Genomic DNA, 25,196 nt, shown 5'->3' on the forward strand with positions numbered 1-25,196 from the left:
TTCTTCCTCGTATCCGTCATCAGGAAAGGCCGAGTTCGTTGTCGATCAGGTCGAAGAGCTCGTCGTCCGAGGCGGCGCCCAGGTCGACGCCCTCGGCCTCGGGCTCCTCGCCCGACTCCGCCCAGCGGGCGGTGAGGGCCTCCAGCCGGGCGGCCACCTGGGCGCGCAGTCCGTCGGGCGCCCCGGACGCGCCGGCCGTCCCGGCCGTGGCCGCCAACGCCTGCTCCAGCCGGTCGAGTTCGAGCAGGACGGGCGGCACGGCCACCGAGCCCGCCAGGCCCAGCCGGTCCCGCAGGTGCTCGGCGACGGCGGCCGGGGTCGGGTGGTCGAAGACCAGGGTCGCCGGGAGCCGGACACCGGTGGCCTCGGTGAGGCTGGTACGGATCCGCAGCGAGGTCAGCGAGTCGAAGCCGACGTCCTTGAACGCCTGAGCGGGCTTCACCGTCTCGTCGATGCTCTGGCCGAGCACCTTGGCCGCGCTGGCCCGGACCAGGTCCAGGAGCAGCCGGAGCTGTTCGGCCTCGCCCACCGCGGAGAGCCTGCGGAACAGGACCTCACGGCCGTCGCCGGCCGGTGCTCCGGCGGTGGCGGCGGTGCGGCGGGGGGTGCGGACCAGGCCGCGCAGCAGCGGGTTCAGTTCGCCGCCCGCCGCCTGCCCGCGCAGCGCTTCGCGGTCCAACCGGGTCGGGACCAGCAGCGCCTCCGAAGAACGCAGCGCGGCATCGAACAGCGCCAGCGCCTCCTCCGTCGCCATGGCCGCCAGGCCGCCCCGGGCCAGCCGGGCCCGATCGGCCTCGTCCAGGTGGCCGGTCAGCCCACTGGCCTGAGCCCACAGGCCCCAGGCCAGTGAGACCGCCGGCAGGCCCCGCTCACGGCGCCACCCGGCCAGACCGTCCAGGAAACCGTTCGCCGACCCGTACAGGCTCTGCCCGGCACTGCCGAACACGCCCGCGCCGGAGGAGAAGAGGACGAAGGCCGCGAGACCCAGGCCCTCGGTCGCCTCGTGCAGGTGCCAGGCCGCGTCCGCCTTCGGGGCGAACACCTCCCCCAGCTCCTCCGCCGACCGCGTCTCGAAGACGCCGTCGGCCAGCGCGCCGGCGGTGTGCACCACCGCCGTCAGCGGGCGCTCCGCCGGGACCCGACGGACCAGGTCGTCGACCACCGAACGGTCCGACACATCGGCGGCCACCACCTCCACCTCGGCACCGAGCGCCTCGAGTCCGGCCACCAACTCCGCCGCACCCGGCGCCGCCACGCCGCGGCGACTCACCAACAGCAGCCGCCGCACCCCGTGCGACTCCACCAGATGCCGGGCCACCAACCCGCCCAGCGTCCCCGTGCCACCGGTCACCAGCACCGTCCCCGCCGGATCCAGAACCCCCTGCCCGTCAGCCGAGTCCTGGACGGAGGCACGCGCCAGGCGCGGCACCACCGCGGTCCCGTCGCGCCACGCGACATGGGGTTCACCGGACGCGAGCGCGTCGGCCACCAGTGAGGCGGGCACCGCCGAGCCGTCGGTGTCCACCAGGACGATCCGGCCCGGGTGTTCGAGCTGCGCGGTGCGGACCAGGCCCCGGACGGCGGCCGCCGCCGGGTCCCCGGCGCCGTGCGCGGTCAGGACCGCGAGCGGGCCGGCGGAGTCACCGGCCAGGTGCTCCTGGATCCCGCCGAGCGCGGCGCCGACGAGTGCCCGGGCCGCCCGCGGCACCGACAGCCCCTCGGGGACGCGGGTCAGGTCGAGCACATCGTCCCCGGACGGGCGGTCCGCCGCCCGCGGCAGGTCGGCGGGCGCCCAGTCGACGCGGTACAGGTGCTCGGCGGCGGTGTCCCGGGCGGCGGACAGCCGCTCGGGCGCCACCGGCCGCAGGACCAGCGCCCCGACGGCACCGACGGGCCGGCCGACCGGGTCGGTCAGTGCGAAGGAGACGCTGTCCGGGCCCTCCCGGCGGGAGTGCACCCGCAGCGCGGTGGCCCCGGACGCGTACAGGGCCACGTCGTTCCAGGCGAACGGCAGCAGTACCTCCCCCGGTCCGGCCACCGGCGCCGCGCCCAGGTTGGCGGACTGCAGGGCCGCGTCCAGCAGGGCCGGGTGCAGTCCGAACCGCCCGGCGGAGTCCGTCAGTTCCTCCGGCAGCGCGACCTCGGCGAACACCTCCTCGCCCGACCGCCAGGCGGCCCGCAGGCCCCGGAACGCGTCGCCGTACTCGTAACCCGCCTCGGCCAGCCGCTCGTAGAAGCCGTCCAGGGCGACCGGCTCCGCGCCGGCCGGCGGCCACGCCTCGTAGCCGAACTCCGGTGCGGTCTCGGCCGCCAGGAAGCCGGTGGCGTGCCGGGTCCACACGCCGCCCTCCGCGTCCTCGGGCCGCGAGTGCACGTGGACGGCCCGGCGGTCGTCGTCGGCGGTGGCCGGGTCGACCGTGACACGGACCTGGAGGCCACCGCGCTCGGGCAGGATCCCGGGCGCCTCGACGACCAGCTCGTCGAGTCGGCCGAGACCGGTCCGCTCCCCCGCCCGCAGGGCGAGTTCGAGGAAGGCCGCGCCGGGCAGCAGGACCGTCCCGGAGACGGCGTGGCCGGCCAGCCACGGGTGCGATCGGATCGACAGCCGCCCGGTGAACACCTCTCCCCCGTCCGGCAGTTCGACCAGGGTGCCGAGCAGCGGGTGCTCGGCGGCGGCGACCCCGAACGCGGTCACGTCACCCGTGGCGGCCACGGGCTCCAGCCAGAAGCGCTGGTGCTGGAAGGCGTAGGTGGGCAGTTCGGAGGGACGGACGGTGCCGGCTCCGGCGTGGGCCGTGGACCAGTCCACGGACAGGCCGTGCACGTGGAGTTCGGCGGCGGCGAGCAGGACGCGGTCCCAGCCGCCGTCCTCACGGCGCAGGGTCCCGGTGACGACGGTCGGCGCCTGAACGGCCTCCTCCAGGGCCTCGACGATGCCGTGGGCGAGCACGGGGTGTGCGCTGACCTCGACGAACGCCCGGAAACCGTCACCCGCCAGGGTCTCGACGGCGTCGGCGAAGCGGACGGTCTGCCGCAGGTTGCGGTACCAGTACCCGGCATCCAGCTCCGGGCCCTCCAGCCAGCGGCCCTCGACGGTGGAGAGGAAGGGGATCGTAGCGGTCTGGGGCTTCACGGAGCCGAGCAGCTCGGCGAGTTCAGCCTCGATCGACTCCACGTGCGAGGTGTGCGAGGCGTAGTCGACGGCGATCCGCCGCACGCGCACGCCCTGCTCCTCGTACGCGACGACGAGCGTGTCCAGACCCGCCGGGTCACCGGCCACCACCACCGAGGACGGGCCGTTCACCGCCGCGACCTCGACCCCGGCGGGGAGCCGGTCGGCCACCTCGGCGAGCGGCAGCCCGACCGAGACCATCCCGCCGCGTCCGGCCAGGCCCCGCGCGATGGCCTGCGACCGCAGCGCCACCACCGCCGCCGCGTCCTCCAGCGAGAGGATGCCCGCGACGTGCGCCGCCGCGATCTCGCCCTGGGAGTGGCCGACCACCGCGTCAGGGATGACGCCCAGCGACGCCCACAGGCGCGCCAGGCCGACGTTCACCGCGAACGACACCGGCTGCACCACGTCCACCCGCTCCAACGAGGCGGCACCCGGCACCTGGTTCACCACATCCAGCAACGACCAGTCGACATAGGGCTTCAAGGCCCTGTCGACCTCACCGAGAGCCTCCGCGAAGACCACGGACTCGGCCAGCAGCCGACGCCCCATCCCGGCCCACTGGGAACCCTGACCCGGGAAGACGAACACCGACCGACCGCTCACCTCCGCCCGGCCGGACACCAGCCCGGCCGCGGCCTCCCCCTCGGCCAGGGCCCGCAGGGCGGCGACGAGCGCGGCCCGGTCGGCGCCGACGGCCACGGCACGCTCGGTGAACCGGGTGCGCGCGGTGACGAGCGCCCGGGCGGTGGCGGCGAGGTCCGGCGCCGGCTGCCCCTCCGCGAAGGCCACCAGCCGCGCGGCCTGCTGACGCAGCGCCGCCTCCGAGGCGGCCGAGACCACCCAGGGGACCACGTTCTCCCCTGCGTCGGCGGGCGTTGCGGCTCCGTCGATGGGCTCGGCGCCGCCGGCCGGCTCCGCCTGCTCCAGGATCACGTGCGCGTTCGTCCCGCTCACACCGAACGCCGAGACGCCGGCCCGGCGCGGGCGGTCGGCCTCCGGCCAGGCCCGCTGCTCGGTGAGCAGGGCGATGCCGCCCGAGGACCAGTCGATGTGCGAGGAGGGCGCGTCGATGTGGAGGGTCTGCGGCAGCACGCCGTGGCGCAGCGCCTCGACCATCTTGATCACGCCCGCCGCACCGGCGGCGGCCTGGGTGTGGCCGATGTTGGACTTCACCGACCCGAGCCAGAGCGGCTGTTCGGCCGGACGGTCCTTGCCGTAGGTGGCGAGCAGGGCGTGTGCCTCGATCGGGTCGCCGAGCGGGGTGCCGGTGCCGTGCGCCTCGACGGCGTCGACGTCGGCGGCCGTCAGGCGGGCGTTGGCGAGCGCGGCCCGGATGACCCGCTCCTGCGAGGGACCGTTCGGGGCGGTCAGACCGTTGGACGCACCGTCCTGGTTGACGGCCGAACCCCGGACCACGGCCAGCACCTCGTGCCCCAACCGCCGGGCGTCGGAGAGCCGTTCGAGCAACAGCAGGCCCACGCCCTCGGACATCCCGAACCCGTCGGCGGCGTCGGCGAAGGCCTTGCTCCGGCCGTCGGCGGCGAGGCCGCGCTGCCGGGAGAAGCCGACCAGGCCTTCGAGCGTGGACATCACCGAGGCGCCGCCGGCCAGGGCCAGCGTGCACTCCCCGGCGCGGAGCGCCTGGGCGGCGAGGTGCAGGGCGACCAGCGAGGAGGAGCAGGCGGTGTCGACGGTGATCGCGGGCCCTTCGAGGCCGAGGGCGTAGGAGAGGCGGCCGGAGAGCACGCTGCCCGCGTTGCCGGTGACCAGGTAGCCCTCGTCGGCGGCGCCGCCGGTGCCCTGGGTGCCGTAGTCCTGGCCGTGGGTGCCGATGAAGACGCCGGTCGGGGTGGCGCGCAGGGCGGTGGGGTCGAGTCCGGCGCGCTCCAGGGTCTCCCAGGCGACTTCGAGCAGCAGGCGCTGCTGCGGGTCCATCGCCAGGGCCTCGCGCGGGTTGATGCCGAAGAAGGCGGCGTCGAAGTCGGCGATGCCGGGCAGGAATCCGCCGCCGCGCACGTAGGTGCGGCCGGGGGCGTCGGGGTCGGGGTCGTAGCTGCCGTCGAGGTCCCAGCCCCGGTCGGCGGGCAGGCCGGTGACGGCGTCGCCGCCGGCGGCGACGAAGCGCCAGAGGTCCTCGCCGGAGTCGAGGCCGCCGGGGAAGCGGCAGCCGACGGCGACGATCGCGATCGGGTCGTCCTCGGTCCCGGCGGCCTGTGCCACGGGGGCGGCGGGGGCGGCGGGGGCCGGTTCCTCGCCGACGAGTTCGGTCGCGAGGTGGGCGGCGAGGGCCTTGGGCGTCGGGTAGTTGAACACCAGGGTGGCGGGCAGGCGCAGGCCGGTGGCGGTGCCGAGGGCGTTGCGGAGTTCGACGGCGGTGAGCGAGTCGATGCCGAGTTCCTTGAACGCCTTGTCGACGTCCAGTGCCGCGGCCGAGCCGTGGCCGAGGACGGCGGCGGCGGTGTCGCGGACGAGGGCGGTCAGCAGTTCGTCGCGGTCGGCGGCGGAGAGTCCGGCGAGCCGCCGGGCGAGGGTGCCGGCGCCGTCCGCGGCGGTGCGGGCGGCGGCCCGGCGCAGAGCGCGGGGTGCGCGGGCGGCGGGTGCCAGGTCGCGCAGCAGCGGCGGGAGGTCCTCGGTGCGGACGCCGGTGACGTCGAGCCTGATCGGCACCACGGCCGCGGGCTCGCCGGTGAGCGCGGCGTCCAGGAGGGCGAGGCCCTGGTCGGCGGAGAGGGGGCGGGTGCCGACCCGGGCCATCCGGGCGAGGTCGGTGTCGCTCAGGCGGCCGCCCATGCCGGCGGCCTCGGCCCACAGGCCCCAGGCGAGCGACACGGCGGGCAGTCCGAGCGAGCGCCGGTGGGCGGCCAGGCCGTCGAGGAAGGCGTTGCCGGCCGCGTAGTTGCCCTGGCCGGAGCCGCCGAGGACGCCGGAGGCGGAGGAGTAGAGCGCGAAGGCGGCCAGGTCGAGGCCGGCGGTGAGCTCGTGCAGGTGCCAGGCGGCGTCGACCTTCGGGCGCAGCACGCTGTGCCACTTGGCGGCGTCCAGCGCTTCGATGACGCCGTCGTCGACGATCCCGGCGACGTGGACGACGCCGGTCAGCCGGTCGGCGAGGGTGTCGACGACGGCGGCCAGCGCGGTGCGGTCGGCGGTGTCGACGGCCTCGGCGCGGACCAGGGTGCCGTGCGCGGCGAGTTCTTCGAGCAGGTCGGCGGGTACGGCGGAGCGGGAGAGGAGCACGAGTTCCGCGACGCGGTGGACCGCCGCGAGGTGACGGGCCACCAGGCGGCCCAGGCCGCCGTTGGCGCCGGTGACCAGGACGGTGCCGCCGGCCAGCGGGGACGGCGCGTCCTGCGCGGGGGCGGGCCGGGCGGCCGGGCGGCGCAGGCGGGCGACCAGCCGTCGCCCGTCGCGCAGCGCCAGCTGCGGTTCGTCGTCCGGTGCGGCGGCCACCGCCCGGGCGGCGTCGGCCGGGTCGTCGGCCTCGACGAGGACGAAGCGGCCGGGGTTCTCCGACTGGGCGGTGCGCACCAGGCCCCGGACGGGTTCCTGGACGAGTTCGCCGCGCCGGGTGACGACGACGAGCCGGGAGTCGGCCGTCCGGTCGTCGGCCAGCCAGGCCTGGAGCGCCCGCAGGACGTCGTGGCCGACGGCGTGGGCGCGCTCGGGCACGGTGTCGGAGGGCGCGCCCACACCGGCGGGCAGGACCACGAGGGGCGGCAGAGCGCCGTCCTCGGGCAGGTCGCCGTAAAAGGTCCAGTCGGCGGGCGCGTCGGCGGCCTCGGGTGCGGGGACCCAGTCGACCTCGAACAGGGCCGCGTCGTCCGCCGGACCGGCGGTGAGGCCGCGCGGGTCCACCGGCCGCACGGTGAGGGCCTCGACGTCCACGACGGGGGCGCCGGTGTCGTCGGCGGCCCGGATGGTGAGGGTGTCGGGGCCGACGGGGGTGACGACCACGCGCAGCGCCTCGGCGCCGGTGGCGTGCAGGCGCACGCCGGCCCAGGAGAAGGCGAGCCTGGGCACGTCGGCGCCGGGGAGGAGGCCGGCCTCGCCGAGCGGGTGGAGGGCGGCGTCCAGCAGGGCGGGGTGCAGGCCGTAGGCGGCGGCGTCGGTGGTGGTGTCGGGGAGGCGGAGCTGGGCGTAGAGGCGGCCGTCGGCGAGCCAGGCGGCCTCGACGGCGTGGAACGCGGGGCCGTAGGCGACGGTGAGCCGGTCGTAGAGGCCGTCGGTGTCGAGCGGGCGGGCTCCGGCGGGCGGCCAGACCGTCAGGTCGTCGGCGGTGGCGGGCTCCGGGCCCTCGGGGGCGAGCGTTCCGGTGGCGTTGGCGTGCCACGGCAGGCCGGGGCCGGTGCGGGTGAGCAGCCGGACGGCGCGGCGGCCGTCCTCGGCCTCGCCGACGTGGACCTGGAGGTCGAGGCCGCCGCCGTCCGGGACGACGAGCGGGGCGGAGACGGTCAGTTCCTCGACCGTGGGCGTGCCGAGCCGGTGGCCGACGTGGGCGAGGGCGTCGAGCAGCGCGGTGCCGGGCAGCAGCGTCGCGCCGCCGACCCGGTGGTCGGCCAGCCAGGGCAGGGTGCGTTCGGTGATCCGGCCGGTGAAGACGGCGCCTTCCTCGGTGCCGAGCAGCAGTTCGGTCTCCAGCAGCGGGTGGCCGGCCTTGTCCAGGCCGACGGCGGCGAGGTCGCCGGCGGAGTGGCCCGGCCGGAGCCAGTAGCGCTGGTGCTGGAAGGGGTAGGTGGGCAGCTCGGAGGCGGGGAGGAGGGCGGCGTCCGGGAAGGCCGTGGACCAGTCCACGGGCAGGCCGCGGACGTGGAGTTCGGCGGCGGCGAGCAGGACGCGGTCCCAGCCGCCGTCCTCGCGCCGCAGGGTCCCGGTGACGACGGTCGGCGCCTGGACGGCCTCCTCCAGGGCCTCGACGACGGCGTGCGCGAGCACGGGGTGGGCGCTGACCTCGACGAACGCCCGGAAGCCGTCACCGGCCAGGGTCTCGACGGCGTCGGCGAAGCGGACGGTCTGCCGCAGGTTGCGGTACCAGTACCCCGCGTCCAGCTCCGGACCCTCCAGCCAGCGGCCCTCGACCGTCGACAGGAACGGGACGACGGCCGGCTGCGGCTTCACCGAACCCAGCAGCTCGGCGAGTTCGGCCTCGATGGACTCGACGTGGGCGGTGTGGGAGGCGTAGTCGACGGGGATCCGGCGCACCCGGGCGCCGCGCTCCTCGAAGGCGGCCACCACGGTGTCGAGGCCGGCCGGGTCACCGGCGACGACGACCGAGGAGGGGCCGTTGACGGCGGCGACCTCGACCCCGGCGGGGAGCCGGTCGGCCACCTCGGCGAGCGGCAGCCCGATCGACACCATGCCGCCGCGTCCGGCCAGGCCCCGCGCGATGGCCTGCGACCGCAGCGCCACCACAGCGGCGGCGTCGTCCAGCGAGAGGATGCCCGCGACGTGCGCCGCCGCGATCTCCCCCTGCGAGTGGCCGACCACCGCGTCCGGCACCACACCCAGCGAGGACCACAGCCGCGCCAAACCGACGTTCACCGCGAACGACACCGGCTGCACCACATCCACCCGCTCCAACGAAGCGGCACCCGGCACCTGGTTCACCACATCCAGCAACGACCAGTCGACATGGGGCTCCAGCGCCTCCGCGGCCTCCTCCAGAGCCCGCGCGAACACCGCGGACTCGGCGAGCAGCCGACGGCCCATCCCGGCCCACTGGGAACCCTGACCCGGAAAGACGAACACCGACCGACCACTCACCTCCGCCCGACCGGACACCAGCCCGGCCGTGGCCTCCCCCTCGGCCAGGGCCCGCAGCCCGCTCAGCGCCCGCGCCCGGTCGGCGGCGACCACGACGGCCCGCCGTTCCAGCGCGGCCCGGGAGCCGGCGAGCGCGCGGGCGACGGCCGGCGCCTCGGCGAGGGGCCTGGCCTCGGTGAACCCGGCGATCCGTTCGGCCTGTTCGCGCAGGGCCTCGGGGGAACGGGCGGAGAGCAGCCAGGGCACCGGGGTGCCGGAGCCGGCGTCGGGTTCGCCGTCGAGTCCGGCGGGCACCGCCCGGTGCGCCGGCTCCTGGGCGGGGGCCTGCTCCAGGACGACGTGGGCGTTGGTGCCGCTGACGCCGAAGGAGGAGACGGCGGCCCGGCGCGGCCGGTCGACCTCGGGCCAGGCCCGTTCCTCGGTGAGCAGGGCGACCGCGCCGGACTCCCAGTCCACCTTGGTGCTGGGCGCGTCGATGTGCAGGCTCTTCGGCAGCACGCCGTGCCGCAGCGCCTCCACCATCTTGATCACGCCGGCGACACCGGCGGCGGCCTGGGCGTGGCCGATGTTGGACTTCAACGACCCCAGCCAGAGCGGCTGTTCGGCCGGACGGCCCTGCCCGTACGTGGCCAGCACCGCCTGCGCCTCGATCGGGTCGCCCAGCGAGGTCCCCGTCCCGTGCCCCTCGACGGCGTCGACGTCCGCGGGTGTCAGCCCGGCGTTGGCGAGGGCGGCGAGGATCACCCGCTCCTGCGAGGGACCGTTCGGGGCGGTCAGACCGTTGGACGCGCCGTCCTGGTTGACGGCCGAACCCCGGACGACCGCCAGCACCTCGTGCCCCAGCCGCCGGGCGTCCGACAGCCGCTCCAGCAGCACCAGGCCCACGCCCTCGGCCCAGGCGGTGCCGTCGGCGCCGTCCGCGTAGGCGCGGGCCCGGCCGTCGGCGGAGAGCGCGCGCTGGCGGGAGAACTCGACGAAGGAGGTGGGCCGGGCCATGATCGCGGCGCCACCGGCCAGGGCGAGCGTGCACTCGCCGTCGCGCAGCGCCTGCGCGGCCAGGTGCAGGGCCACCAGGGAGGAGGAGCAGGCGGTGTCCACCGTCACCGACGGGCCTTCGAGGCCGAGGGTGTAGGAGATGCGGCCGGAGGCGACCGAGCCGGCGTTGCCGGTGCCCAGGTAGCCCTCCAGGCCGTCCGGGACCTCGGCGAGGTCGGTGGCGTAGTCGTGGTACATCAGGCCCGCGTAGACGCCGACCGGCTGCCCCTTGAGCGAGGTCGGGTCGATGCCCGCGCGCTCCAGCAGTTCCCAGGAGGTCTCCAGCAGCAGCCGCTGCTGCGGGTCCGTCGCGAGCGCCTCGCGCGGGGAGATCCCGAAGAAGGCGGCGTCGAACTCGCCCGCGTCGTGCAGGAATCCACCGTGGCGGGCGTAGGAGGTGCCGGGGACGGCCGGGTCCGGGTCGTAGAGGGCGTCGAGGTCCCAGCCGCGGTCGGCGGGGAAGGGGGTGATCGCGTCGGTGCCCTCGGTGACCAGCCGCCACAGGTCGGCCGGGGAGGCGACGCCGCCGGGCAGCCGGCAGGCGGCGCCGACGATGACGACGGGGTCCTCGGCGGGCGGCACGGTGCGCGGTACGGGCGCGGGCCGGGCGGCGGTGGCCGGACGGCCGGTCAGCGCGTTCACCAGGAAGGCCGCGACGGCGGTCGGGTTGGGGTGGTCGAAGGCGAGGGTGGCGGGCAGCCGCAGGCCGGTGGCGGCGGTGAGGCGGCCGCGCAGTTCGACGGCGGTGGCGGAGGTGAAGCCGAGGTCCTTGAACGGGCCGTCGGGGCGGATCGGGTCGGGGCCGTCGCCGGCCAGCCCGGCGGTCTCCGCGAGGACGAGGTCGAGCAGCTCGCGCTGCCGGTCGGCGGCCGGGCGGCCGGCCAGGCGGCGGCGCAGCGCGGCGGCGGTCGCGGTGTCCGGGGCGCTCGGGCCGGCCGGGGTGTCGATGAGGTCGCGCAGCAGGGCCGGGACGTCCTGCGGGGCGAGGGCGTCCAGCCCTTCGGGGTCGAGCCGGAGCAGCAGCAGGGAGGTGTGGTCGGCCAGGTGGGCGGCGTCGAAGGCGGCGGCGCTCTCCTGAGCGGTGAGCCGGCCGAGGCCGGGCGGCACGGGGCGTCCGTCCCCGTCGGCGGGGCCGGTGATGAGGGCGAGGCCGGGCAGGCCGTGGCGGCTGCGGTGGTGGGCGAGGGCGTCGAGGAACGCCGCGGCGGCGGCCTCCCCGGGGGCGCCGGGGGTGCCGAGCGGTCCGACGGTGGGGGTGTGCACGACGAAGGCGGACAGCTCGGTGCCGGCGGTCAGTTCGTGCAGGTTGACGGCGGCGGCGAGGGCGGCGCCGAGGCCGGGGAAGGCCGCGCCGGGGGTGTGGACGACGGCGTTGAAGCGCGTGCCCGGGCCGGCCAGCCAGTCGGCGAGGGCGTCGCGGTCGGCGAGGTCGAGGGCGCTGAGGGTGGTCTCGGCGCCGGCGGCGGTGAGCCGCCCGGCGAGTTCGGCGGCGGCCCGGTCGGCGGGGCCGTGGGGGCTGGTGAGCAGGATCCGGCGCACGCCGCGTCCGGCCACCAGGTGGTGGGCGACGGCGGCGGCGGCCGGCCCGTCGGCGCCGGTGACCAGGACGGTGCGGCACGGGTCGAAGCGGGCGCCGGGCTCGCCGTGGGCGAGCGCGGCGGACACCCGGGCGGCGCGCGGGCGCAGCGCCACGCCGGAGCGGACGACGAGTTCGGGTTCGCCGGAGGCGACGGCGGTGGCCAGGGCGTCGGCGGCGTTCTCCTCCGCGTCGAGGTCGACCAGCAGGAACCGGCCGGGGTTCGCCACCCGGGCGGCGCGGACCACGCCGCGCAGCGCGGCCTGGACGAGGTCGGTGGCGCCGCCGGGGCCGGCGGCGCCCCGGGTGACGACGACCAGCGCGGTGTCGGCGAGCCGTTCCTCGGCGAGCCAGGCGGTGAGCTGCCCGTCGAGGGCGCGCACGGCCTCCTCGACGTCGGCGGCGAGCGGCCCGGGGGTGCGCAGGCCGGCGCCGACACCGAGCACGGCGACGTCGGGCAGCGGGCCGGCCGCGGCCAGCGCGGCCGGGTCGGGGTGGGCGGCGGCGCCGAGGGCGTCGGCGAGGCCGAAGGCGTCCGCGCCGAGCACCGCCCAGGTGCCGGCGGCGGAGCGGGCGCCGGGGACGGAGGAGAGCGGCAGCCAGTCGACGCGGAACAGGTGCTCGTAGTGGCTGCCGCCGGCGGCCCGCAGCCGGGCGGGCGCGTCGAGCAGCACGTGCCGGGTGATCTTGCCGGAGGCGGTGCGCGGGATGCGCTCCGTCTCGTACAGCTCCTCGGGGACCTTGAAGTAGGAGAGCCGTTCCCGGCAGGCGGCCAGCAGGGCCTCCGGGTCGAGGCCGCCGGGGCCGGGCACCAGGAAGGCCACCGGCACCTCGCCGAGCACCTCGTGGGGCTTGCCGACGACGGCGACGTCCGCGACGCCGGGCACGCCGCGCAGCACCTCCTCGACCTCGGCCGGGTGGATGTTCTCGCCGCCGCGGATGATGAGTTCCTTGATCCGGCCGGTGATGGTGAAGTAGCCGGAGCCGTCCCGCCGGGCGAGGTCGCCGGTGTGGTACCAACCGCCGCGCAGCGCCTGCTCGGTGGCCTCGGGCTGGTTGTGGTAGCCGAGCATCACGCTCGGGCCGCGCACCCAGACCTCGCCCTCCTCGCCGTCGGCGGCGTCCAGGCCGGTCTCGACGTCGACCAGGCGCACGCCCAGGCCGGGGACGGGCAGGCCGCAGGAGCCCTCGACGCGGGCGCCGGTGGGCCAGTTGACGGTGATCGAGCCGCAGGTCTCGGTGGAGCCGTAAGCGTCGATGAGCGGCGCGCCGAACGCCTCCTCGAAGGAGCGCCGCAGCGCGGCGGTGGTCATGGCGCCGCCGACCAGGCACATCCGCAGGGCCGGCGCGGTGAAGCCGTCCTCCCGGGCGGCGCGCACCAGCTGCTGGTACATGGTGGGCACGCCGGCCAGGAAGGTCGCGGACTCCTCGCGGACGGCCTCCAGGACGTCCCGCGCGGCGAAGCCGTCGAGGATGCGGGCGGTGGCGCCGACCGCGGTGACGCTCAGCACGCAGGCGATGTGGGAGAGGCTGTGGAACAGCGGCAGCGGCCAGACCACCCGGTCCTCGGCGCTCAGGCCGGGCACCGGCACGTAGCAGGCGGCGACCGACCAGAGGCAGTTGCGCTGGGTGGACAGCACGCCCTTGGGCCGGCCGGTGGTGCCGGAGGTGTAGAGCATCCAGGCGGGGTCGTCGAGGCCGAGGTCGTCGCGCGCCGGGGTGGCGGGGTCGGTGCCGGCCAGGGTCTCGAAGGAGAGGGTGCCGGCCGGGACGGGGCCCTCGCCGGTGACGATCACCCGCAGGTCGGCCCGGCCGCGGGCGAGGGCGTCCAGGCCGGCGGCGCGGGCGGCGTCGGTGATGACGACGCGGGCGCCGCTGTCGTCCAGCAGGTGGGTGAGTTCGGCCTCGGTGGCGTGGGGGTTGAGCGGGACGCCGATGGCGCCGGCGCGCAGGATGCCGAAGTAGGCCTCCACCACCTCGACGCTGTTGCCGAGCAGGATCGCGGCCCGGTCGCCGGGCTGGAGGCGCAGGTCGGCGAGGTGGCCGGCGATCCGGCCGGTGCGGGCGTGGAGCTCGCCGTAGGTCACGCCGCGGACGGCGTCGCGGAACGCGGTCTTGTCCGAGCTGTCGCGGGCGTGCTCGGCCAGCAGTTCGGGCAGCGGCCGGATCAGCTCGGTGCGCAACATGCCGTCACTTCCTTGGGTCGGTTCAGGGTCGGTTCAGGGTTGGTTCGGGGTTGGTTCGGGGTCTATTCCGGTCGGCCCGGTTCGGGCCTCGGGCGGGGCATTCGATTTCCGCCCGGCACCGGGGGTGGGCGGCGGCGGAATGGGGCTTGCATTTCCTGGCCGGAATGTCGCGGTACGGGGCCGGCGCAATTGCCGGGCGGCCTTTCCGGGGCGGCCGTACGCGAATTCCCGCCGGTCACAGTCTCGTGCGGCGGGGGCTCCGGGCCGCCCCTATCCGACCCCCTATACGGGCCCTAATCACGGTGGACGGGGCAGGGGCGACGGGCACGGCCGCGGCTGAGCGGTAGGTGGGAACGGCGCCGCCCCGCCGGGCGTGGGCGCGGCGGGGCGGGGCGGGGAGGGCGGCCCGGCCGGTGGGGCGGCCGGGTGGGGCGGGCTCGCGGCCGGTCAGTGGGCCGGGACGGGTTCGGGCAGCAGGGCGAGCAGGTCGTCGGGCCGGCGCAGCACCGCGTCGGGCCGTTCGGCGAGCAGCGCCGCCTCGTCGCTCTCGCCCCACAGCACGGCGATCGCGCCGACCCCGGCGCCCCGGGCGCTCGCCAGGTCGGTGACGGCGTCGCCGACCATGACGGTCCGTTCGGCCGGCACGTCGAGCAGTTCCAGGGCGCGCAGCACGATGTCGGGCGCGGGCTTGGCCCGGGGGACCTCGTCGGAGCCGAGCACGTGGTCGAAGTGGTGCAGCAGGCCGAGCTGGTCGAGCAGCGAGCGGGCCCGGGGGCCGCTCTTGCCGGTGGCCACGGCCAGCCGGATGCCGCGCCGGTTGAGGTCGACGAGCAGCTCCCGCACCCCGGCGTGCACGGTGACCTGGGGGGCGAGCCGGTAGCTCTCCCGGACGAAGGGCTCCTCCAGGGCGAGCGGCAGCCCCATGATCCGCATGATGTCCGGGAAGTAGCGGCCGAGGTGGCGGCAGTACTCCTCGAACGGCGGGTTGCCGTCGCCGACCACCTCCTCGTAGGCGGTGAGGAACGCCCGGCGCATCACGTCGAAGCTGTCGACGATGACGCCGTCGAGGTCGAAGACCACCGCGCGCAGCGGGGGGAAGGCGGCGAGCGCGTGGCCGTCGGGCCCGGTGGTCGGTGCGGTGGCTGCGAGCTGGTCGATCGGCATGGGATCTCCATGGGACGAGGGGCTGCCCGGACGGGTGACCGGGCCTGGCGCCCCGGGGCCGACGGGATGGGCACGGCCTCCGGGGCCGGGGCACGGGGCTGCTCGGGTGGAGCCGCGGCTCGGCGGGGAACGGCGGGAACGGCGGGGACGGCAGTCGGACCCCGACGACGGTCAGACGGCGAGCGCCGCGGCCTCGTCGGCGAGCCGCGGCCGCGGGGCGCGGGCCGCCGCGTAGAGCCGCTCGATGACCGAGATGGTGTGGTGGGCGCGCTTCACGGCCGCGCCGCGCGAGGCCGGGTCGGCGAGCACGGCGGGCAGCTCGTCGAGCTGACGCACGTACTCGGTGCCGACGTTCTCCCCGGGCAGCGGGACGTCGGTGGTGACGCCGTCGCGGGTCCGGGTGAGGCGCGGGACCCGGCGGTTCGGGCTGAAGCCGAAGGTGCACTCCAGGGTCGCGGAACCGGTGGCGCCCTCCACGGTGATCCGGGTGGTGTCGACGGACTCGTGGGAGGCCCAGCTCGCCCGCACCGCCACCGAGACGCCGGTGTCGGTGAGCAGGAAGCCGCGGGCGGTGTCCTCGACGTCGCCCGCGCCGTCCGGCCCCTCGGTGCCGCGCCAGCCGGCGCCGCGCCTGCCGTCGTTGACGAAGTCGGCGGAGAGCGAGCCGAGCACCGACGGGAACCGGACGTCGCCGCCGAGCACGGCCTGGGCCGTGTCCAGCAGGTGCCAGCCGAGGTCGACCAGGGCACCGCCGCCGGAGAGCCGCCGGCTGGTGAACCACCCCCCGGCGTCGGGGACACCGCTGGCGCGGACCCAGGCGAGGTCGACGTGCCGGATCGGGCCGAGGTCCGCCGCCAGTTCGGTGAGGGCGGCGACGTCCGGCCGGTAGCGGGCGGCGCTGCCCGCCAGCAGGACGGTCCCGCCGGCGCGTTCGGCGGCGGCCAGCCGGTCCGCCTCGGCGGAGCTGAGGCAGACCGGCTTCTCCAGGAACACCGGGATGCCGCGGGCGAGCAGGCGTTCGGCCACGGGGGTGTGCAGGTGGTTGGGCACCGCGACGACCGCGAGGTCGACGTCGGGGCCGAGCAGGTCGGCGTCGGCGAGGAGCGCGGCGCCGGCCGGCACGTGCTCCGCGCCGCCGGGGCCGGGCTCGACGACGGCGGTGACCCGGTAGGCCCGGTGGGCCGTCAGCCGGGGCAGCCAGATGGTGCGGCCCGCCCAGCCGAGGCCGACGACGGCCACCCGCACCGGGGCGTCCGGCCCCCGTCCGGCGGTGCTCACCCGCGCGTTCACACCGCGGCCAGGGCGTCGGCGATGATCTGCGCGGTGTCCTCTATCGCCCGCTCGCTCGCGAGGAGGGTGCGGTGGTGCAGCCAGATGCCGTCGGCGGTGAGCGCCTCGCTGTTGGGGCAGGCCTTGGCCAGCGCGTCGACGGTGGTGTCGGGCGCGGCCGACTCCCAGAAGCCGTCCGAGCGGTAGATGGCGCGGAAGACCACGAAGGCGGGCAGGCCGCGCGCGATCAGGTCGTCGACCAGGGCGTTGCGCCGGTCCTCGCCAAGGCCGGGCACCCGGAACATCGCCATGTAGTGCGGCACGCGGTCGGCCCGCTCGTCGTGGCCCTGCGGCACCACGCCGGGGATCTCCGTCAGCAGGCTCTTGAGCAGCTTGGCGCGCTCCTCGCGGACGCTGATCTGGCCGTCCAGGCGGGCGAGCTGGGCGCGCAGCACGCTCGCGGAGAACTCGTTGAGCCGGAAGTTGGAGCCGGAGGTCTGGTGGTAGTACTTCCGGTCCGTCGGCGGGCGGCCGCAGCTGTGCCGCAGGAACGCCTCGTCGTACTGGGCGGTCTCCGGGAAGGTGACGGCGCCGCCCTCGCCGGCCGTCATCAGCTTGCCGTTCTGGAAGCTGAACGCGGCGATCGAGCCCAGCTCGCCGACCCGGCGGCCGCGCCAGCGGGCGCCGTGGGCGTGCGCGGCGTCCTGCACGATCGAGACGCCCGAGTCGGCGGCGAGCTTGTCGAGGGCGTCCAGGTCGGCGATCTGGCCGGCGATGTGGACGGGCATGATCGCCCGGGTCCGCGGCGTGATCGCGGCGGCGGCCGCCTCGGGGCTCAGGTTGTAGGTGTCGAGGTCGATGTCGACCGGCACCGCGGTGGCGCCGAGCCGCTGGGCGGCCTGGGAGGAGGAGATGAACGTGAACGCGGGCACGATGACCTCGGTGCCCGGGCCGACACCGAGCAGCTGGAGGGCGATCTCCAGCGCGTGGGTGCCGTTGGTGACGGCGAGCGCCTTGGCGGCGCCGTGGTAGTCGGCGAACTCCTGCTCGAAGGTGTCGACCTCCTTGCCGCCCATCCGCCACCACTGGCCCTGCTCCAGGGCCCTGAGCAGTCCTTCGCGCTCGGCATCGTCGTACTGGGGCCAGACCGGGAACTCCGGGGCCGGACGTCCTTGGGCACTCATGATTCCGCGCAGCCTTTCCTGTCGGGGGGACCGTGGAACGGGACGCTAACCCAGGAAATCCGGCCCGTCATCTCCCCTACGCACCCCCCTACAAAGCCCTTGTCCTGCAGTTCGGCAACCCGCTCCGGGTTCGTCCGGGGAATTCGCTGCTATAACCGGAATATGAGCGAACTGCTATTGCTGAACGGCCCCAATCTCGGGATTCTCGGCCGCCGCGAGCCGGAGGTCTACGGCACCGACACCCTGGCCGACATCGAGGCCGCGGTCGCCGCCGAGGTGGCCGGCCGGGGCTGGAAGGTGGTCTCCGTCCAGCGCGAGTCCGAGGGCCAGCTGATCGAGGCGGTGCAGGACGCCTGGGACGGCTCCGTCGGGGCGATCGTCAACCCGGGCGCGCTGATGATCGCCGGCTGGGGCCTGCGCGACGCGCTCGCCGCCTACCCGCGGCCGTTCGTCGAGGTGCACCTGTCCAACGTCTGGGCGCGCGAGTCCTTCCGGCACGAGTCGGTACTGGCGCCGATCGCCTCGGGCGTGATCGTCGGGCTCGGCGCGCTCGGCTACCGGCTCGCCGCGCAGGCGCTGCTGGCGAAGGTCCCGGCGTCCTGATGGGCTTCGCGACGGGCGCCCCGGCAGGGGGCACCACGACGACGACGCGGGCCGCGGCGGCGCCGGGTCCCGCGGTTCAGGCTCCGACGGCTCAGGGCCCCGCGGCTCAGGGCCCAACGCCGCAGGCCCCGACGGCTCAGGCCCCGACGGCCGCCCGGGGCGTGCTCGGCATCGACATCGGCGGCACCAAGGTGGCGCTGCGCGCCGAGGACGGCCCGCCCGGCGGGCCGGTCCGCACCGAGGAGGCCGTGCTGCGCTGGCCCGGTGCCCGGGTGGCCGGCGCCTACGCCGACTGGACGGCGCTGGCCGGCACGGTCGCCGACCTGCGCGAGCGCTGGGAGGGCGACTTCGCGGCGGTCGGGGTGGCCGTGCCCGCGACCCTCGGCCCGGACGGCCGGGTGCTCGCCTGGCCCGGCCGCCCCGACTGGCGCGGCTTCGACCTCGTCCCGGCGCTGCGGCGGCTCTTCCCCGCCGCCGCCCTGGCCTGGGCGGACGACGGTGACCTCGCCGCGCTCGCCGAGGCGGTGCACGCCGGGTCCGGGCACGTGGTCTACCTGGGTGTCGGGACGGGCGTCGGCGGCGGTGTCGTGCACGGGGGCGCGCCGCTGCCGGGCCAGGGGCGCGGCTCCTGCGAGGCGGGCCACCTGATCGTCGACCGCCGGGGCCCGGTCTGCGACTGCGGGCGGCGCGGCTGCCTGCAGGCCACCGCCTCCGGTCCCGCGACCCTGCGGCGCGCGGAACTGCTGCGCGGCGCGCCGGTCGAGTACCCGGAGCTGCGGTCCGGGCTGGCCGAGGGCGCGCCGTGGGCGGTGGAGGCCGTCGAGGAGACCTGCGCCGCGCTGGCGGCCGCGGCCGTGTCGCTCGGCGAGCTGTTCCACCCCGAACTGACCGTGCTGGGCGGCGGGTTCGCCGACGGGCTGCCCGGCTTCACGGCGCGGGTGGAGGCGCACGCCGCCGCGCTGGCCCGCCCCGGCGGCCCGGCCCCCGCGATCCGGACGGCCGTGCTCGGCGGGCTGTCCTCGCTGCACGGCGCCCTCGCGCTGGCGCGGCTGCAGCCCGCTGCCTGAAGCGCACCCGGCCACACCCCCATCGAGCGACACCGCACCGCACACCATCTCACCGACCAGCCCTGGGAGCCGAGTTGACCACGACAGAAACCCTCGTCCGCACGGACGGCGGGCTGCGGCGCATCGACGTGGAGCTGGGTGAGCGCGGCTACCCGGTGCTGATCGGCCCCGGCGCCCGCCACCGGCTGGCCGGGGTGCTCGCGGGGATCGGCGCCCGCCGGGTCGCGGTGGTCAGCGCCCGGCCCGCCGAGTGGCTGCCCGACACCGGCCTCGACACCCTGGTGGTGGAGGCGAAGGACGGCGAGGAGGGCAAGTCCCTCGCCTGGGTGGCCGAACTGTGCAGCCGCTTCACCGCGTTCGGCCTGGGCCGGGCGGACGCCGTGGTCTCCTGCGGCGGCGGCACCACCACCGACGCGGTCGGGCTCGCCGCCGCGCTGTACCACCGGGGCGTGCCCGTGGTGCACCTGCCCACCTCGCTGCTGGCCCAGGTCGACGCGAGCGTCGGCGGCAAGACGGCGGTGAACCTCCCGGAGGGCAAGAACCTGGTGGGCGCGTACTGGCAGCCGTCCGCCGTGCTCTGCGACACCGACTACCTCGACACCCTCCCGCCGCGCGAACGCGTCAACGGCTACGGGGAGATCGCCCGCTGCCACTTCATCGGCGCCGGGGACCTCCGCCACCTGCCCCTGCCCGAGCAGATCGCCGCGAGCGTCGCCCGCAAGGCCGCCGTGGTGGCCGCCGACGAGCGCGACACCGGGCTGCGGCACATCCTCAACTACGGCCACACCCTGGGCCACGCGCTGGAACGCGCCACCGACTTCCGGCTGCGCCACGGCGAGGCGGTCGGCGTCGGCACGGTCTTCGCCGGCTGGCTGGCGGGGGCGCTCGGCCGGATCGGCCCCGAGCGGGTCGCCGAGCACCACGAGGTGGTCGCCCACTACGGGCTGCCGACCGCACTGCCGCCGGAGGTCGGCACCGGGGCGCTGATCGCCCTCATGCGGCTGGACAAGAAGGCCGTCGACGGGCTCTCCTTCGTCCTGGACGGCCCGCGCGGCGCCGAACTCGTCAGCGACGTCCCCGAGCCGCTGGTCGCCCGCACGCTGGACGCCATGCCGCGCGCCGCCGCAGGGGAGGCCTGAGATGTCCCTTCACCCCGACCTGCCGACCCCCGACCTGCCGACCCCCGACGCGCCGACACCCGACGCGCCGGCCGCCCGCCCGCCGATCTCCGGCCGCACCCGGCTGTTCGCGGTGCTCGGCGACCCGGTCGCACAGGCCAAGGCGCCCGCCCTGCTCAACCCGCTGTTCGCGGCGAGCGGCGTGGACGCCGTGCTCGTCCCCGTGCACGCCCCGGCGGACCGGCTGGACGAGGTCGTCCGCGGGCTGAAGGCCGTCGCCAACCTGGACGGGCTGCTGGTCACCGTCCCGCACAAGCTGGCGATGTGCGGGCACGCCGACGAACTCAGCGACGCCGCCGCCCTGTTGGGCAGCACCAACGCGCTGCGCCGCGAGCCGGACGGCCGCTGGTACGGCGACAACTTCGACGGCGCCGGGTTCGTCCGGGGCCTGGCCGCCGCCGGGCACCACCCGGCCGGGCTGCGGGTGGCACTGGCCGGCGCCGGAGGCGCGGGGCTCGCCATCGCCGCCGCCCTGCTCGCCGAAGGGGCCGCCGCACTCACCGTCACCGATCCCGACGGGGGCCGGGTGGACGCCCTGCTGGAGCGGCTCGGCACCCGCTGGCCCGGCCGCGTGGCCGCCGCCCCGCGCCCGCCCGCCGGCGTCGACCTCGCGGTCAACGCCACCCCGCTGGGCCTGGACCCGGCCGACCCGCTCCCCTTCGACCCGGCCCCACTGGCGCCCGGCGCGCTGGTCGCCGACATCATCATGACGCCCGCCGAGACCCCGCTGCTGCGCACCGCCGCCGCCCTCGGCCTCGCCACCCACCCCGGCATCCACATGCTCGCCGAGCAACTGCCGCTCTACCGCTCCTTCTTTCGCCTTCCGGGGTGATCCCCCGTGCCTCCGGAGCCGGCCGACCCCGTGGCCGCTCCCTCCCCCCATCCCCGCAAAGGATCCAAACGATCATCCCACCGGCCGGTCGCCACCGACCTGACCACGCCTGATACCGTGCCATCGCCGTGGTGTTCGGGAAACCGGTCTGAGTCCGGTGCGGCCCTCGCCACTGTTGCCGCGGAGTTCCGCGGCCCTCGCTGACCGGCTTTCGCCAGCGGTCAGGGCCACTGGGCGGGCTGGGAGAGCCGCTCGGGAAGGTCGGTCGCGGCGTGTTGATGCGGAAGCCAGGAGACCGGCCACGGCGCGACATGTTCCACGAGGGTTTTGGAGAACACGTGCCCAGCGGTCAGCCGTACCCGCATCCGGTCCGATCCATACGTTCCATGCGCTCCGCGCGCTCCATACGTCCCGTACGTCCCACAGGTCCGACACGCGTCGGCCGGGCCGTCACGGCCCTGCTGTTCGTCGGTGTGGTCGGAGGCTGCGCGGGCGCCCCCGCGCCCGTCGCGTCCGGCGGGGCGACCGGAAGCGCCGCGCCGGTCAGCGTGGACAACTGCGGGACCACCGTGACGGTCGGCGCGCCGCCCGAGCGGCTGGTGACGCTCAACCAGGGTGCCACCGAGGTGGCCCTGGCCCTCGGGCTGGAGTCCCGCATGGCCGGTACCGCCTACCTCGACGACTCCGTCCCGGAGAAGTGGAAGGCCGCCTACGACTCCGTCCCGGTGCTCTCCAAGAAGTACCCGACGAAGGAGAACCTCCTCGCGGCCCGTCCCGACTTCCTGTACGCCTCCTACTCCAGCGCGTTCACCGACAAGGTCGCGGGCACCCGGGAGGAGCTGCGCGGCCAGGGCGTCCCGTCGTACCTGTCCCCGTTCGGCTGCTCGGACAAGAACCAGGTGCCGCCGACGACCTGGCAGGCGGCGTGGGGCGAGCTGAACGACGTCGCCAAGGTCTTCGGCGTCCCGGAGCGGGCCGCCGCGATCCAGCGGCAGCAGGAGCAGCAGCTGGCGCAGTTCACGGCGACGGCCGCGGGCAAGGGCCTGAAGGTCCTGTGGTTCGACTCGGACACCAAGACGCCGTACGTCGGCACCGGCCAGGGCGGCCCCCAACTCGTGCTCGACGCCGTGGGCGCCCGCAACGTCTTCGGGGACCTGCCCGGCAGCTGGCAGAACGTGAGCTGGGAGAAGGTCGTCGCGGCGGACCCGGACGCCATCGTGGTCGCGGACGCCGACTGGGACACCGCCCAGTCCAAGATCGACTACCTGGAGAACGACCCGGTCCTGAGCAAGCTCACCGCCGTGCAGCGCAAGGCCTTCGTGACGGTGCCGTTCTCCGAGTCGACCCCCGGCGTGCTGCTCGCCGACGGTGCCGCCCGGGTGTCCGACGGGCTGGGCCGACTGCACCCGGCTTCATGACCACCGCGCCCCACCCCGTCGTGCGGCCCGCTGGTCCGGGCCGCGCGACGGCGGCCCTGGCCGTCGCCGCGGCCCTGCTCCTGAGCACCCTGCTCCTCGGCCTGGCCGTGGGCTCGCAGCACGAGTCGGTCGGAACGGTGATCGAGGTCGTGGCGCGCCGTCTCGGGCTGGGCGACCCGCCTGTGACGCTGCTGGACGACCAGATCGTCTGGCAGCTGCGGCTGCCCCGGGTGCTGGGAGCGGCCGCCACCGGCGCCGGCCTCGCGGTCTGCGGCGCGGTGCTGCAGACGCTGACCGGGAACGACCTGGCCGATCCCTTCCTGCTCGGGATCTCGGACGGAGCCGCCGCCGGCGCGGTCACCGTGATCGTCCTCGGCGTCGGCGTGACCGGCGCCGTGGGCACCGGCGCGGTGGCGACGGCGGCCTTCGCCGGCGCCCTGCTCGCCGCCGCCGTCGTCCTGGCCCTGGCCGGCGCCCGAACCCGGTCGCTGCCCACCGCCCGGACCGTGCTCGCCGGCATCGCGGTCGGCCAGATGTGCGGGGCCTACACCTCGTTCGTGGTGATGGTCCTCGGGGACCGCGACGCGGCGCGCGGTGTCATGGAGTGGACGCTGGGCTCGGTCGCCGGCGTGCGGTGGCCCACCGCCGTCTTCCTGCTGGCGGTCGCGCTGGTGGGTGTCACGGTCCTGGCCTCCTCGGCCCGCGACCTGGACGCCTTCGCCTTCGGCGAGACCGCCGCCCGCTCCCTCGGCGTCCACGTCGAGCGCACCCGCTGGGTCCTCGTCGCCACCGCCGCGCTGGTGACCGCGTGCCTGGTCGCCAACACCGGCGTCATCGGGTTCCTCGGCCTGGTCGTCCCGCACGTGGTCCGCCTCGTCTGCGGCCCGCGCCACGCCCTCCTGCTGCCCGTGTCGGCGCTGGTCGGCGCGTCCCTCCTGGTGGGCAGCGACGTCGTGGCGCGCTCGGTCCTCCCCGACCGGGAGATCCCCGTCGGCGTCGTCACGGCCGGGCTCGGAGCGCCGTTCTTCGCCTGGCTGCTGTGGCGCCAGGGGCGGGCCGACGGGAGGGCGCAGTGACGACGACGCCTGTCGGGCTGCGCGCGGAGGGACTCGGTGTCCGCGTCGGCGGAGCCACCCTGCTGGACGCGGTCTCGATCGCCTTCCGCCCCGGCCGGATCACGGGCCTGCTCGGGCCCAACGGCGCCGGGAAGACCACCCTGCTGCGCGCGGTCGCCGGACTGACCCGGCCGAGCGCGGGCCGGGTCCTGCTGGACGGCGAGGACCTCCACGCGCTCACGGCCCGCCGGCGGGCACGACGGGTGGCCTTCATGGAGCAGCAGGCGGACACCCGGCTGTCGCTGCCGGTCCGTCAGGTCATCGAGCTCGGACGCACGCCGCACCGCGGCCGCTGGCCCGTGCCGACGGACACCGCCGCCGACGCCCACGAGCGGTCCGTGGTCGCCGACGCCGTCGCCGCGGCCGACGTCGGCCACCTGCTCGACCGGTCCTGGCCGACGCTGTCGGGCGGCGAGCGGCAGCGGGTCCAGCTCGCGCGGGCGCTGGCGCAGGAGCCGGACGTGCTGCTGCTCGACGAGCCCACCAACCACCTCGACCTGCGCCACCAACTCGGCTTCCTCGAAACCGTCCGCGGGCTGGGCATCACCACCGTCGCCGCGCTGCACGACCTCGAACTCGCCGCCGCCTACTGCGACGAGGTCGCCGTCCTGCTCGACGGCCGGCTGGTCGCCCACGGGCCCGGCTCCGAGGTGCTCACCCCGCGCACGATCGCGGAGGTCTACGGCGTCGACGTCACCGTGGAACGGCACCCCCGGCACGACAGACCGCACATCCGGTGGAACGGACTGCTCCACGAAAGGACGACGCCATGACCTCCCCCGCCCCGGATGCCCCCGCCCGCCGCAGTGCCGTGGTCCTGGTCGGCATGTCGGCCGGGGAGGCCGTCCGTCGTGACGAACTCCTCAGGGCGGCGGCCTCGCACCGGGCCTCGATCGCGTTCCTGCAGCTGGCGGACCCGTCCCTGTCGGCCGAGCTGACCAGGCTGGCCGACGCGGGCACCGAGACCGTGGTCCTGGTCGGCGTCCGCCTCACGGCTTCCGGCCCGGGCCAGTCCTGGCTCCGGCGGATCGCCGCGTACTGGTGGCGCGAGCGCGCGGGCCACCGTCCCGAACTCCTCGTCGCCACCCGCCTCGCCGACTCGCCGGCCGCGGTCCCCACGGTGGCCGCGGCGACGAAGGCCGTCACCGGCACAGAGCCCGGCCTCACCTCCGCGGCCTGGGAGGACGTGCCCGGCCACCGGCACCAGGTCATGGTGTGCCGCGGCCCGCGCTGCGCGGCCAAGGGCGTGGAGGAGGGGCTGCGCGCCCTGGTCCAGGGACTGACCGAGCAGGGCCTCGGCGACGACGACGTGCTCGTCACCCAGACGGGCTGCCAGTTCCCCTGCAACCAGGCCCCCGTCGTCAGCGTGCAGCCGGACGACGTCTGGTACGGCAACGTCGACCCGGCCGCCGCCGCCCTCATCGTCACCGAGCACCTCGCCGGCGGACGACCGCTCGAGTCCCACCGCCTCCCCCGCCACCGGAAGCAGCAGCCGGACCACCACGACGACTGACCGCGGCCACCGGCCCGGGACCTCCGTTCCCGGCCCACGGCGACGTGCCCGCGCCGGCCTGCCGGGCTCGGCCGACGTCGTCCACGGGAGCGACGGTCCGTACCGCGTGGTACGGACCCTGTCT

General features: G+C 76.3%; 12 protein-coding genes and 1 riboswitch. Of the genes, 8 read left to right on the top strand and 4 right to left on the bottom strand.

The annotated features are described in order from the left end of the window. Positions 1-19 precede the first annotated feature (19 nt). The 4 genes from ACFCY1_RS18045 to ACFCY1_RS18060 all read right to left on the bottom strand — a co-directional run bounded on the left by ACFCY1_RS18045 (position 20) and on the right by ACFCY1_RS18060 (position 17,346). Positions 20-13,729, bottom strand: coding sequence for an SDR family NAD(P)-dependent oxidoreductase (locus ACFCY1_RS18045; protein ID WP_375875174.1), 13,710 nt, complete (start codon positions 13,727-13,729; stop codon positions 20-22). A gap of 447 nt (positions 13,730-14,176) precedes the next feature. Beyond that, a complete protein-coding gene (locus tag ACFCY1_RS18050) occupies positions 14,177-14,893 on the bottom strand; it encodes an HAD-IA family hydrolase (protein ID WP_375875175.1) in 717 nt (238 codons plus the stop codon). A gap of 171 nt (positions 14,894-15,064) precedes the next feature. Next, complete coding sequence (locus ACFCY1_RS18055) at positions 15,065-16,171, bottom strand: Gfo/Idh/MocA family protein (RefSeq protein ID WP_375875176.1); 1,107 nt, start codon at positions 16,169-16,171, stop codon at positions 15,065-15,067. An 8-nt stretch (positions 16,172-16,179) separates the two neighbouring features. Beyond that, a complete protein-coding gene (locus tag ACFCY1_RS18060; RefSeq protein ID WP_117486384.1) occupies positions 16,180-17,346 on the bottom strand; it encodes a DegT/DnrJ/EryC1/StrS family aminotransferase in 1,167 nt (388 codons plus the stop codon). A 162-nt stretch (positions 17,347-17,508) separates the two neighbouring features. Here ACFCY1_RS18060 and ACFCY1_RS18065 point away from each other — a divergent pair, with 162 nt between their 5' ends. The 8 genes from ACFCY1_RS18065 (at position 17,509) to ACFCY1_RS18100 (ending at position 25,072) form a co-directional block, all read left to right on the top strand. Beyond that, entirely contained in the window at positions 17,509-17,949 is a 441-nt protein-coding gene (locus ACFCY1_RS18065; RefSeq protein ID WP_074003444.1) for a type II 3-dehydroquinate dehydratase, read from the top strand. A gap of 161 nt (positions 17,950-18,110) precedes the next feature. After that, complete coding sequence (locus ACFCY1_RS18070) at positions 18,111-19,016, top strand: ROK family protein (protein WP_375875177.1); 906 nt, start codon at positions 18,111-18,113, stop codon at positions 19,014-19,016. Between the two features lie 74 nt (positions 19,017-19,090). After that, positions 19,091-20,155, top strand: a complete 1,065-nt coding sequence (locus tag ACFCY1_RS18075) for a 3-dehydroquinate synthase family protein (RefSeq protein WP_375875178.1) — start codon at positions 19,091-19,093, stop codon at positions 20,153-20,155. A gap of 1 nt (position 20,156) precedes the next feature. After that, entirely contained in the window at positions 20,157-21,026 is an 870-nt protein-coding gene (locus ACFCY1_RS18080) for a shikimate dehydrogenase family protein (RefSeq protein WP_375875179.1), read from the top strand. A 112-nt stretch (positions 21,027-21,138) separates the two neighbouring features. Then, positions 21,139-21,345, top strand: a riboswitch (cobalamin riboswitch). A gap of 229 nt (positions 21,346-21,574) precedes the next feature. After that, positions 21,575-22,444: an ABC transporter substrate-binding protein gene (locus ACFCY1_RS18085; RefSeq protein WP_375875180.1), complete on the top strand. Its 870-nt coding sequence runs from the start codon at positions 21,575-21,577 to the stop codon at positions 22,442-22,444. Continuing rightward, positions 22,441-23,520, top strand: coding sequence for an iron ABC transporter permease (locus tag ACFCY1_RS18090; protein ID WP_074003446.1), 1,080 nt, complete (start codon positions 22,441-22,443; stop codon positions 23,518-23,520). The genes ACFCY1_RS18085 and ACFCY1_RS18090 overlap by 4 nt, the downstream gene beginning before the upstream one ends. After that, positions 23,517-24,332 (top strand): ABC transporter ATP-binding protein, encoded by an 816-nt coding sequence (locus ACFCY1_RS18095; protein ID WP_375875181.1) that lies wholly within the window; start codon positions 23,517-23,519, stop codon positions 24,330-24,332. Before ACFCY1_RS18090 ends, ACFCY1_RS18095 begins: the two co-directional genes overlap by 4 nt. Next, the gene (locus tag ACFCY1_RS18100; RefSeq protein WP_375875182.1) at positions 24,329-25,072 is read left to right on the top strand and encodes a ferredoxin; all 744 of its coding nucleotides are present in this window, start codon (positions 24,329-24,331) and stop codon (positions 25,070-25,072) included. Before ACFCY1_RS18095 ends, ACFCY1_RS18100 begins: the two co-directional genes overlap by 4 nt. Positions 25,073-25,196 lie beyond the last annotated feature (124 nt).

It is taken from the genome of Kitasatospora sp. NPDC056273 (assembly GCF_042268845.1).
In the GTDB taxonomy this organism is placed as follows: domain Bacteria; phylum Actinomycetota; class Actinomycetes; order Streptomycetales; family Streptomycetaceae; genus Kitasatospora.